The sequence below is a fragment of the Pseudidiomarina insulisalsae genome (assembly GCF_003987065.1).
In the GTDB taxonomy this organism is placed as follows: Bacteria; Pseudomonadota; Gammaproteobacteria; order Enterobacterales; family Alteromonadaceae; genus Pseudidiomarina; species Pseudidiomarina insulisalsae.
Map to the genome: position 1 here is coordinate 35,804 of NZ_PIPY01000008.1, position 11,040 is coordinate 46,843.

The following is an 11,040-nucleotide window of genomic DNA, read 5'->3' on the forward strand; positions in this document are numbered from 1 at the left end:
AGGTAAACTAGCCGATTATTTTTCCACAATTCTGAGGTTTTATGCTGCAGGCATGGTTTGCGATTCCGTTCTGGAAGCGGGTGCTCGGGGCGTTTATTTTAGGTGCTGGTATTGGGGTGTTGCTACCTGAGGTAGCGGTGCAACTGAAGCCGTTGGGCGACTTGTTTATTCAGGCGTTAAAAATGCTGGTAGCGCCGCTTATTTTCTGTGCCATTGTGAATGCGATTCTGCAGTTACAGGGGGAGCAGGGGCTTGGCACTATTGGCGCGAAGACGGTGGGGCTGTTTTTACTGACGGCGGTGCTGGCGAGTTTGATTGGCCTGGGGGTCGGTAGTTTGCTGGATGTGGCGCCGACGCGTGATTTGACTGCGGTGGCTGATTATACGCCGAAGCAGGTGCCGGGGCCGGTCGATGTGTTTCTCAATATGATTCCGGCCAATCCGTTTGCGGCGCTGAGCGAAGGCAAGATTCTGCAGATTGTGGTGTTTGCGGTGCTGGTGGGTATTGCCATTCGCAAGGTTGGCGAGGCGGCGCAGCCATTGGGTAATGTTCTGCAGGCGGGCGCGCAGGTGATGTATCGCATTACGAAGATGGTGCTGGAACTGACGCCTTTCGGTGTGTTGGGTCTGATGGCCTGGGTTGTGGGGCATTATGGGCTGGCGAGTCTGGCGCCGTTGGCGGCGTTTATCGGCGCGATTTATCTGGCGTGTCTGCTGCATATTGTATTTGTGTATGGCAGCTTAGTGCGTTTTGCCGGTGGTATGTCGCCGCTGTTTTTCTTTAAGTCGGTACTGTCTGCGCAGTTGGTGGCGTTTACGACCTGCAGTAGCTTTGGCACGATTCCGGCGGCGCATCAGGCGATTACTGAGCGGCTGGGCGTGAAGAAGTCTTACGCAGGCTTTGTTCTGCCGCTGGGGGCGACAATTAATATGGATGGTTGTGGCGGGATTTATCCTGCGATTGCTGCCATCTTTATTGCTCAGCTTTATGGTATTCCGCTGGAGTGGATGGATTATCTGTTGATTACGGCTACTGCGACGCTGGCGTCGGTGGGTACTGCGGGCGTTCCCGGCACGGCCATGGTGATGTTGACGGTGACGCTGAATGTGGTGGGCTTGCCGCTGGAGGGCATTGCTTTTATTGCGGCGATTGACCGGGTGATTGATATGGCGCGTACGGCGACGAATGTGACCGGTGATATGGCGGTTGCAGTGGTGCTGGGTCGTGATGCAGAATTAGAACCATCATCAACGGCGGAAGTAGCGCGGGAATCGACATGAAAGTAGGAGTGATTGGTGCCAGTGGGCGCATGGGGCAGGCGGTACTCGGGGTGCTGGCAGAGCAGGAGCTTGCGTGTGGCGCGGCGATTGTCAGTCCGGGCTCAGCGAAGCTTGGTCAGCCTGCGCATGCTGGGCTGAACTACAGCGATGGCAGTGAGTTGCGCGCGGGCCAGCTGGATGTGCTGATTGACTTTAGTCTGCCGCAGGCCTTGGCGCATAATCTGATGCTGGCGCAGCGTATTGGCGCGGCGTTGGTAGTTTGCACCACGGGACTAAGTGAACAGCAGCAAAACGCTGTTCAGCAAGCGGCGGCTGCAATTCCGCTTTTGCAGGCGGCCAATACCAGTGTCGGTGTCTGTTTGCTGGAGCAACTGGTTAGTATTGCCAGTGGGGCGTTGTCAGAAGCTGATATTGAAATTACTGAGGCGCATCACAGTGCTAAACGCGACGGGCCGTCAGGCACGGCACTGGCGTTAGGTAAGGCCGCGGCGCAAGGACGTCAGCAGGACTTTGCGGCGGTGAATGCGGGGCTGCGCGGTGATGGTCTGCGCGAGGCGCAAAGTATCGGTTTCTCGGTGATCCGGGCGGCGGATATTGTCGGTGAGCATACGGTCATGCTGGTGCAACCGGGCGAGCGCATTGAGCTGACGCATCGGGTCACGGATCGGCGAGTTTTCGCGCGCGGGGCAGTGCAGGCTGCTAAATGGCTGGCACAGCAGCCGGCCGGGCTCTATCAGATGCGCGACATGTTGAATATGCAAGGTTTGCTGCGCCAGTTGCTGAATGAAATTTAGCTGGACGCGGCGGGCTGTTTTTAATAGAATACGACCAATTTGCCAACGTAAAGTTGGTGAGCTGAAAACGCGCACTTTTTAGCTGGTGCAAGGTAATCAACGGGGAAGTCAATTTTTGATTCACCCGTTTTTTTATGTACGGAGGTTAACCTTGAGTATTCTAGCGAGCCATTCAGCGAGTAAGGCCATTCTGGTACTTGCTGATGGAACTGTTTTTCACGGCACAGCCATTGGTGCCGGCGGTACGGCAGTCGGGGAAGTTGTTTTTAATACCGCAATGACCGGCTACCAAGAAATTCTCACCGATCCCTCCTATGCTGAACAAATCGTCACTCTCACTTATCCCCACATTGGCAATTACGGTACCAACCACGAAGATGAAGAATCCAACCGCGTTTGGGCGAAGGGTTTGGTGATCCGTGATTTGTCATTAAAGGCAAGTAACTTCCGTCTGGAACAGTCTTTGGGTGATTACCTGCGGCAGCGCAATGTAGTGGGAATTGCCGATATTGATACCCGTAAGCTAACGCGCTTACTGCGTGAAAAAGGTGCGCAGAACGGTTGTATCATGGCTGGTAATGTTGACGGCGAGCTGGATGTTGACAAAGCACTGGAGCTGGCCAAGGGTTTTCCTGGTCTGCAGGGCATGGACCTGGCGAAAGAAGTTACCATTCGCACGCCACATGAGTGGACCAGCACGGGCTGGCAGCTAGGTAAAGGCTTTGGCGAACTGACCGATCCTAAGTTTCATGTTGTGGCCTATGATTATGGCTGCAAGCGTTATATTTTGCGAATGCTTGCGGACCGCGGTTGTAAAGTGACCCTGGTACCGGCGCAAACCTCGGCCGAAGATGTCCTGGCAATGAAGCCTGACGGTGTGTTTTTATCCAATGGCCCGGGTGACCCGGAGCCATGCGATTACGCCATAAAGGCGATTCGTGAACTGATAGACGCCAAGCTACCTATCTTCGGTATCTGTCTGGGGCATCAGTTACTGGCATTGGCAAGCGGTGCGAAAACCAGCAAAATGAAATTCGGTCACCACGGTGCCAACCATCCGGTGCAGGACCTGACCACCGGGCGGGTCATGATTACCAGTCAGAATCACGGCTTTGCAGTGGCCGAGGATAACCTCCCCGACAATTTAAAAGTGACGCACAAATCACTGTTCGATGGCACTTTGCAGGGCATCCATCGCACTGATGTGCCCGCCTTCAGCTTCCAGGGACACCCTGAAGCTGGCCCGGGGCCGCACGATGCCGCACCACTGTTTGATCACTTTATTGAATTGATGAGCCAGCACGCTTAAGCGCTGCCGGAACGGAGGACGAACCGAATTATGCCAAAACGTACCGACATAAAAAGCATCCTCATTCTTGGCGCTGGCCCTATCGTGATTGGCCAGGCCTGTGAATTTGACTACTCGGGTGCACAAGCGTGTAAAGCGCTGCGCGAGGAAGGCTATAAAGTCATTCTCGTGAACTCAAACCCTGCCACCATCATGACGGACCCTGAAATGGCCGATGTCACGTACATCGAGCCGATTCATTGGGAAGTCGTGGCGAAGATCATTGAAGTTGAGCGCCCCGATGCGGTGTTGCCGACCATGGGTGGCCAGACCGCATTGAACTGTGCGCTCGATCTCGACCGTCACGGCGTGCTGGAAAAGTACAACGTGGAAATGATTGGCGCCAATGCGGACGCCATTGATAAAGCGGAAGATCGTGATCGTTTCGATAAGGCGATGAAAGCCATTGGCCTTGAAACACCTAACGCTGAGGTTGCGCACAGCCTGGACGAAGCATTTGATGTGCTTAACCGCTTGGGCTTCCCGTGCATTATCCGTCCCTCGTTCACCATGGGCGGAAGTGGCGGTGGTATTGCCTATAACCGTGAAGAGTTCGAAGAGATTTGCCGCCGTGGCCTTGACCTTTCAACTACCAATCAGCTGCTTATCGATGAGTCGTTGATCGGTTGGAAAGAATACGAAATGGAAGTGGTACGCGACAAGAACGACAACTGTATTATTGTCTGTGCCATTGAGAACTTTGACCCGATGGGTATTCATACCGGTGACTCCATTACGGTGGCGCCAGCACAAACGCTGACGGATCGTGAATATCAGTTGATGCGTGACGCGGCAATGGCAGTGTTGCGTGAAATCGGTGTTGAAACCGGTGGCTCGAACGTGCAATTTGGTGTCGACCCCGATACCGGTCGCATGGTGGTCATTGAAATGAACCCACGGGTGTCGCGTTCATCGGCGTTGGCCTCAAAAGCAACCGGTTTCCCGATTGCCAAAGTAGCAGCGAAGCTGGCCGTGGGTTACACCCTCGACGAGCTTGAAAATGAAATCACCGGCGGTGTCACGCCAGCCTCGTTTGAGCCTGCGCTTGACTATGTTGTGACCAAGATACCGCGTTTCAACTTTGAAAAATTTGCCGGCTGTAATGACCGTCTGACAACACAGATGAAGTCAGTGGGCGAGGTGATGGCCATTGGCCGCAACCAGCAGGAGTCATTGCAAAAAGCACTACGTGGTCTGGAAATCGGCGCCAATGGCTTTGACCCTATGGTCGACCCGAACGATCCGGAAGCGCGTGGCAAGGTGGTACGCGAGCTGAAAGAGCCAGGCGCTGAGCGTATTTTCTACATTGCAGATGCGTTCCGTCTGGGCATGACAGTACGCGAAGTCTTTGAACTGACCCGTATCGACGAGTGGTACCTGATTCAGATCGAAGAGATTGTGCTGCTGGAAGCGGAAATCAGTAAGCTGGGTATGACCGGACTTGATGAGCGCGTGATGCGCGTACTCAAGCGCAAAGGTTTCGCGGATGCCCGAATTGCAGCCATCCTCGATGTATCGGAGAACGAGATTCGCCGTCGCCGTCACGAATTGAATGTCGTGCCGGTTTACAAGCGGGTCGATACCTGCGCGGCCGAATTCCGCTCTGACACGGCTTACATGTACTCGACCTACGACGAAGAGTGTGAAGCCAACCCGTCAGATCGCGACAAGATTATGGTCATCGGTGGCGGCCCGAACCGTATCGGTCAGGGCATCGAGTTTGACTACTGCTGCGTTCATGCGGCTTTAGCCTTACGCGATGACGGCTATGAAACCATCATGGTGAACTGTAACCCGGAGACGGTTTCAACTGACTATGACACCTCAGATCGTCTGTACTTTGAGCCAATTACGCTGGAAGACGTGTTGGAAATCGTACGCGTCGAGAAACCTAAGGGTGTGATTGTACAGTACGGTGGCCAGACGCCACTCAAACTGGCGCGCGAGCTGGAGGCGAATGGCGTGCCTATTATCGGTACTTCGCCTGACGCCATTGACCGCTCTGAAGACCGTGAGCGCTTCCAGAGCGCAGTGCGTCGCCTGGGCTTAAAGCAGCCTGAAAATGCGACAGTGACGAAAGTGGATCAGGCGCTACGCGAAGCAGAGCGCATCGGCTACCCGCTGGTCGTGCGGCCAAGCTACGTGCTCGGCGGCCGGGCAATGGAAGTCGTTTACGACGAAAGCGACTTGCATCGCTATCTGACGGACGCGGTGAAAGTCTCGAACTCAGCCCCGGTACTGTTAGATCGTTTCCTTGATAACGCTATTGAGGTCGACGTTGATGCGATTTGTGACGGTCAGGACATCTTGATCGGCGGTATCATGCAGCATATTGAGCAAGCAGGTGTACACTCCGGTGACTCGGCCTGTTCATTGCCGCCGTACTCGCTCAGCGACAAAATTCAGAATGAGTTGCGTGAGCAGATGCGTAAGCTTGCGTTTGAGCTGAACGTGCATGGTCTTATGAATGCCCAGTTCGCAATTAAAGACGACGAGGTTTACCTGATTGAAGTCAATCCGCGAGCTGCGCGTACCGTGCCTTTTGTCTCTAAAGCGACCGGTCTGCCACTGGCCAAAATTGCCGCACGGGTAATGGTGGGTCAGTCATTGCAACAGCAGGGCTATACCAAAGAGGTGATTCCACCTTACTTCTCGGTCAAGGAAGTCGTCATTCCGTTTGCCAAGTTCCAGGGCGTTGACCCTATCCGTGGTCCGGAAATGCGCTCTACCGGTGAAGTTATGGGCGTGGGCGAAAGTTTTGAAGAGGCTTATGCAAAAGCGAACCTCGGTGCTGGCGAAGCGTTGGCGAAAGCAGGCAAGGCGCTGCTGTCAGTGCGCGACGGCGACAAGACCCGGTTGTTTGACCTGGCGCGTGGGCTCATAGCACTAGGCTTCTCGCTGGAGGCGACGCGTGGTACCGCTAAGCTACTCAATGAAGAGGGCCTGAGCTGTTCTGTGGTAAACAAATTACAGGAAGGCCGCCCGAATATTGTTGATGCAATCAAAAACGGCGAGTACAGTTACATCATTAACACCGTTGAAGGGCGTCAGGCGATTGAAGACTCTGTCTACATTCGTCGTGAAGCGCTCTTGAATAAAGTGATTTACACCACCACCTTGAATGCAGCCTTTGCTACTGTGAAAGCAAATACTGCCGACGACAGGGCACGGGTAAATTCACTGCAGTCATTACACAAAAGGGTGCAAAGAGCATGAGTCAGATTCCAATGACGACCCGCGGCGCAGAAATGCTGCGGGAGGAATTGAAACGTCTTAAAACTGAAGACCGGCCACGGATCATCCAGGCCATCGCGGAAGCGCGTGAGCACGGCGACTTAAAAGAAAACGCCGAGTATCATGCAGCGCGTGAGCAACAGGGCTTTTGTGAAGGCCGTATTCAGGAAATTGAAGCGAAGTTATCGAACGCTCAGATCATTGACGTAACCAAGGTTCCGAATCAGGGCAAGGTTATCTTTGGTTCGACCGTGACGCTCTACAATACGTCGACGGATAAAGAAGTGACCTATCGTATTGTTGGTGATGACGAAGCGGATATTAAACAGAATCTGATCTCGGTGAACTCACCGATCTCGCGGTCACTTATTGGCAAGCAGGTCGATGACGTAGCGCGGGTGAACACTCCGAACGGTGAAGTCGAATATGAAGTGGTAAGCGTCGAGTATATCTGACACTTACCCCGGCTTTACTGCTGATCATTTAAGAGCGCGACCAGTTCGCGCTCTTTTTGTTTGCGCTCTGTTTCACTGCGCGGTGCCGCGCCGTGATACTGCTCGACATCGGGAAAAACCTCTTCTACCGGGCGTTGCAAGGCTTTTGCCAAGGCCTGCGCGACGACATAGGAACGCGCCTTGCGCGCCGCCACTTTTGATATCAATGAGGGGCTTTTACCCAAGGCTTTGGCAAGCATAGAGAAATCATATCCCCGCTGCGCTAATTCCATTTTAATTTTTTGACTATCCATTGTTGCTCGGCTGTGGTTGAATAATGCTGTGAGCTTGATGTGAGTTCACAGTGAGTTCAAATGAATTAAAAAGTAGGTCAAACGACACATTTAAAGGAAAAAAGATGTCAAATGACGCTCATTTAAATAGTACACACCGACTACAGAAAAGCAAAGCGGAAATGCTCTCCATGGAAGAATGTGTGACACGCCTGAAATTGTATTATGGCGACCAGTCACTGGCATCGCTGATGCGCTATCTGGGCATTCCAACATCGACCTATAGCAACTGGCGTAAACGTGGCACTGTCACTTATGACCACCTGGTCCAGGGGCTTATTCGTGCCGGTATTTCGTTGGATTGGTTTTTTGCCCCGCAACGGCAACTGGATTATCCGCGGCCTTCGCAATTACATTTAGCTGAGAGCAATGGCGGCGGTTATCAACGGCAACAAAATGATACCAATGAGGTATTAGCGGCGCTCGCAGAGGTGAAGCCTTACCTGCAGCGTTATCAGTTAAGCGAGACACAAGTAAATCAAAGCCTGTTGCTGCAAACCTATCTGGCCGCCCGGGCCGATCACGTCAGTGTGGATTTTGCTTTAGATAAGGTGGCACAGGCATTGCGCGTGTGCCAGAAAGAACAGGAGAACGCGGCGCAGGACTAGCGCCGCGGTAGTTGAATCTTACCTTCAGGACTTGGCTTGTAAACGGTCAGAATTTTACCGACCACCTGTACCCGATAGGCCTGTGTATGTGCCAGAATGGTGGCATAAATTTGCTCACGCAGTTCACGGTCTTCTTCTGGTACCTTGACCTTAATCAGCTCATGATGATTTAAAGCCAGTTCAATCTCTGCCATCACACCCTCAGTCAGGCCGTTGGCACCTAGCAGCACGACCGGTTTGAGCGAATGCGCCAAACTTTTTAGGTGCTGCTTTTGTTTATTGCTTAAAGTTAACCCTTCAGCCATGTAATAATATCCCACTATCACTTGAATTTTCGCTATTCTACCGCCATCTGGGTAGTAGAAGCCAGTTTGGTATTGAGGCAATGGGAAAAAAACGTTCAGCTAGCAGTACGCGATGGTTACAGGAGCACTTTAGTGACCACTTTGTGCAGAAGGCTCAAAAACAGGGCCTGCGCTCGCGTGCGGTGTTTAAAATTGATGAAATTCAGCAAAAAGACAAGATTCTGAAACCTGGCATGACTGTGGTCGATCTGGGCGCGGCGCCCGGCGGTTGGTCACAGTATGTGGTCGACACGCTGGGCGGCAACGGTCAGGTCATAGCCTGTGATATTCTGCCTATGGACCCGATTGCCGGCGTCGATTTTCTCGAAGGTGACTTCCGTGAAGAGAGCGTTTTGAACGCCTTGTTGAACCGCATCGGCGGCAAAAACGTAGATGTAATACTGTCAGACATGGCGCCTAACATGAGTGGTAATGACAATGTCGATCAACCCCGCGCCATGTATCTGGTCGAATTAGCCCTTGATATGTGTCATCAGGTGTTGAAACCTAATGGCAGTTTTGTCGTCAAAGTATTCCACGGGCAAGGTTTTGAAGAGTTTTTGAAAGACGTTCGTGCCGCATTTAAGACGGTACGGACAAGGAAGCCAGACTCATCGAGAGCGCGTTCGCGTGAGGTGTATCTGGTGGCGACCGGTTACAAATTGTAGTAGGCTGTTGCACAAGCAACGCAAGTTAATGAGGTAGTCAGCTTTGAGCGATATGGCAAAAAATTTAATTCTATGGCTGGTGATCGCGGTCGTGCTAATGACCGTGTTCAACAGTTTCAGTCCGGGTGCGAACAACGGTTCGCAGGTGGCCTATAGTGAATTCATTTCACAGGTCAACAACGGTGGTGTGCGTAAAGTCGATATCGACGGCCGCATGATCACCGCGCAGTCCCGTACCGGCGACACTTTCACAACAGTGATGCCAGTTCAGGACCCGGATCTGCTCAACGACCTCCTCGAACATAATGTTGAAGTAGTCGGTAAGCCACCGGAAGAGCCGAGCATTCTGACTTCGATCTTTATCTCCTGGTTCCCAATGCTACTGTTAATTGGTGTGTGGATTTTCTTCATGCGCCAGATGCAGGGCGGTGGTGGCCGTGGCGCCATGACCTTTGGTAAGAGTAAAGCGCGCTTGATGAGCGAAGATCAAATCAAGACGACCTTTGCCGACGTCGCTGGTTGCGATGAAGCTAAAGAAGAAGTAGGTGAGCTGGTTGATTACCTGCGTGATCCAAGCAAGTTCCAGCGGTTGGGCGGCAAAATCCCGAAAGGCGTACTGATGGTGGGTCCTCCGGGTACAGGTAAAACCCTGATTGCCAAAGCCATTGCCGGCGAAGCGAAAGTACCTTTCTTCTCTATTTCTGGCTCGGACTTCGTTGAAATGTTCGTCGGTGTCGGTGCCTCGCGGGTACGTGACATGTTTGAGCAGGCAAAGAAGTCTGCACCGTGCATTATCTTTATTGATGAGATTGACGCTGTGGGTCGTCAGCGTGGTGCTGGTCTGGGTGGCGGTCATGACGAACGTGAACAGACCCTGAATCAGATGTTGGTCGAAATGGACGGTTTCGAGGGCAATGAAGGTATTATCGTCATTGCTGCGACCAACCGCCCTGACGTGCTTGATCCGGCGCTACTGCGTCCGGGACGTTTTGACCGTCAGGTGCCTGTTGGCTTGCCTGATGTGCGTGGTCGTGAACAGATTCTGAAAGTGCACATGCGTAAAGTGCCATTAGGCGACGATGTTGATGCATCGGTCATTGCCCGTGGTACACCAGGCTTCTCGGGCGCCGATTTGGCCAATCTGGTCAACGAAGCTGCCTTGTTTGCCGCACGTAATAATAAGCGCGTGGTTTCAATGGAAGAGTTTGATAAGGCGAAAGATAAGATCATGATGGGCGCCGAGCGCCGCTCCATGGTCATGACCGACGAAGAAAAAGCAATGACGGCCTATCATGAAGCTGGCCACGCCATTGTCGGACGCCTGGTACCTGAGCATGATCCGGTCTACAAAGTATCCATTATCCCACGTGGCCGTGCCTTAGGTGTAACCATGTATTTGCCGGAGCAGGATCGGGTCAGCCATACCAAACAGCATCTTGAGAGCATGATCTCCAGTTTGTTTGGCGGACGTCTGGCTGAATCTATTATCTATGGCGATGAAAAAGTTACCACCGGTGCCTCAAACGATATCGAACGGGCGACCCAAATCGCACGCAAGATGGTGACCCAATGGGGTCTGTCGGAGAAAATGGGACCGTTGCTTTATGCGGATGACGAAAACGAAGTGTTCCTCGGACGCTCAGTGACTCAGCATAAGCATATGTCGGACGAGACCGCCCGCGCCATCGACCAGGAAGTGAAGCTATTTATCGATCGTAACTACGATCGCGCGAAGCGCATCCTGGAAGAGAACATCGATATTCTGCACGCCATGAAAGATGCGTTGATGAAATACGAGACCATTGACGCGGACCAGATCGATGACCTGATGAACCGTCGTGATGTGCGTGAGCCGCGCGACTGGCAAAAGCAGGACAAAAATGACGATTCCAGTGGCGGTGCAACAGCAAGTTCAGATGAACGACCGTTAACAGGTAAACCGGGTGACGCCCCGGCAAGTTAAACAGAAAAGCCCCG

The 11,040-nt window shown here is 52.8% G+C and carries 10 protein-coding genes; 8 read left to right on the forward strand and 2 right to left on the reverse strand.

The features are described 5' to 3' along the window. Nucleotides 1-41 precede the first annotated feature (41 nt). The 5 genes from CWI71_RS08290 to greA all read left to right on the forward strand — a co-directional run bounded on the left by CWI71_RS08290 (nucleotide 42) and on the right by greA (nucleotide 7,111). Nucleotides 42-1,280, forward strand: coding sequence for a dicarboxylate/amino acid:cation symporter (locus tag CWI71_RS08290; RefSeq protein ID WP_126754802.1), 1,239 nt, complete (start codon nucleotides 42-44; stop codon nucleotides 1,278-1,280). Beyond that, the gene (gene dapB / locus CWI71_RS08295) at nucleotides 1,277-2,074 is read left to right on the forward strand and encodes a 4-hydroxy-tetrahydrodipicolinate reductase (RefSeq protein WP_126754803.1); all 798 of its coding nucleotides are present in this window, start codon (nucleotides 1,277-1,279) and stop codon (nucleotides 2,072-2,074) included. The genes CWI71_RS08290 and dapB overlap by 4 nt, the downstream gene beginning before the upstream one ends. A gap of 151 nt (nucleotides 2,075-2,225) precedes the next feature. Continuing rightward, complete coding sequence (gene carA, locus CWI71_RS08300) at nucleotides 2,226-3,383, forward strand: glutamine-hydrolyzing carbamoyl-phosphate synthase small subunit (RefSeq protein ID WP_126754804.1); 1,158 nt, start codon at nucleotides 2,226-2,228, stop codon at nucleotides 3,381-3,383. Between the two features lie 30 nt (nucleotides 3,384-3,413). After that, nucleotides 3,414-6,638 carry a carbamoyl-phosphate synthase large subunit gene (gene carB / locus CWI71_RS08305; protein ID WP_126754805.1) on the forward strand — a complete coding sequence of 1,075 codons (3,225 nt, stop codon included), beginning with the start codon at nucleotides 3,414-3,416 and terminating at the stop codon, nucleotides 6,636-6,638. Then, on the forward strand, nucleotides 6,635-7,111 hold the full coding sequence (gene greA, locus CWI71_RS08310) for a transcription elongation factor GreA (protein WP_126754806.1): 477 nt from the start codon (nucleotides 6,635-6,637) through the stop codon (nucleotides 7,109-7,111). The genes carB and greA overlap by 4 nt, the downstream gene beginning before the upstream one ends. A gap of 14 nt (nucleotides 7,112-7,125) precedes the next feature. Here greA and CWI71_RS08315 read toward each other — a convergent pair whose 3' ends face one another. Beyond that, nucleotides 7,126-7,404, reverse strand: a complete 279-nt coding sequence (locus CWI71_RS08315) for a helix-turn-helix domain-containing protein (protein WP_126754807.1) — start codon at nucleotides 7,402-7,404, stop codon at nucleotides 7,126-7,128. A 182-nt stretch (nucleotides 7,405-7,586) separates the two neighbouring features. On the opposite strand from CWI71_RS08315, the gene CWI71_RS08320 reads away from it, so the two are divergent. Beyond that, nucleotides 7,587-8,051, forward strand: a complete 465-nt coding sequence (locus CWI71_RS08320) for a helix-turn-helix domain-containing protein (protein ID WP_157981084.1) — start codon at nucleotides 7,587-7,589, stop codon at nucleotides 8,049-8,051. Here CWI71_RS08320 and yhbY read toward each other — a convergent pair. Further along, a complete protein-coding gene (gene yhbY, locus CWI71_RS08325) occupies nucleotides 8,048-8,356 on the reverse strand; it encodes a ribosome assembly RNA-binding protein YhbY (RefSeq protein WP_126754809.1) in 309 nt (102 codons plus the stop codon). The two genes, CWI71_RS08320 and yhbY, sit on opposite strands and share 4 nt — an antisense overlap. Nucleotides 8,357-8,436: 80 nt before the next feature. On the opposite strand from yhbY, the gene rlmE reads away from it, so the two are divergent. Both rlmE and ftsH read left to right on the forward strand, forming a co-directional pair. Next, nucleotides 8,437-9,063 (forward strand): 23S rRNA (uridine(2552)-2'-O)-methyltransferase RlmE, encoded by a 627-nt coding sequence (gene rlmE / locus CWI71_RS08330; protein ID WP_126754810.1) that lies wholly within the window; start codon nucleotides 8,437-8,439, stop codon nucleotides 9,061-9,063. Nucleotides 9,064-9,106: 43 nt separating this feature from the next. Beyond that, complete coding sequence (ftsH, locus tag CWI71_RS08335; RefSeq protein ID WP_126754811.1) at nucleotides 9,107-11,026, forward strand: ATP-dependent zinc metalloprotease FtsH; 1,920 nt, start codon at nucleotides 9,107-9,109, stop codon at nucleotides 11,024-11,026. Nucleotides 11,027-11,040: the final 14 nt, after the last annotated feature.

What these genes read in the sequence shown, in the direction of transcription:
- CWI71_RS08290 (WP_126754802.1), top strand. Translation starts at nt 42, where the DNA reads ATGCTGCAGGCATGGTTTGCGATTCCGTTCTGGAAGCGGGTGCTCGGG.
- dapB (WP_126754803.1), top strand. Translation starts at nt 1,277, where the DNA reads ATGAAAGTAGGAGTGATTGGTGCCAGTGGGCGCATGGGGCAGGCGGTA.
- carB (WP_126754805.1), top strand. Translation starts at nt 3,414, where the DNA reads ATGCCAAAACGTACCGACATAAAAAGCATCCTCATTCTTGGCGCTGGC.
- greA (WP_126754806.1), top strand. Translation starts at nt 6,635, where the DNA reads ATGAGTCAGATTCCAATGACGACCCGCGGCGCAGAAATGCTGCGGGAG.
- CWI71_RS08315 (WP_126754807.1), bottom strand. Translation starts at nt 7,404, where the DNA reads ATGGATAGTCAAAAAATTAAAATGGAATTAGCGCAGCGGGGATATGAT.
- yhbY (WP_126754809.1), bottom strand. Translation starts at nt 8,356, where the DNA reads ATGGCTGAAGGGTTAACTTTAAGCAATAAACAAAAGCAGCACCTAAAA.
- rlmE (WP_126754810.1), top strand. Translation starts at nt 8,437, where the DNA reads ATGGGAAAAAAACGTTCAGCTAGCAGTACGCGATGGTTACAGGAGCAC.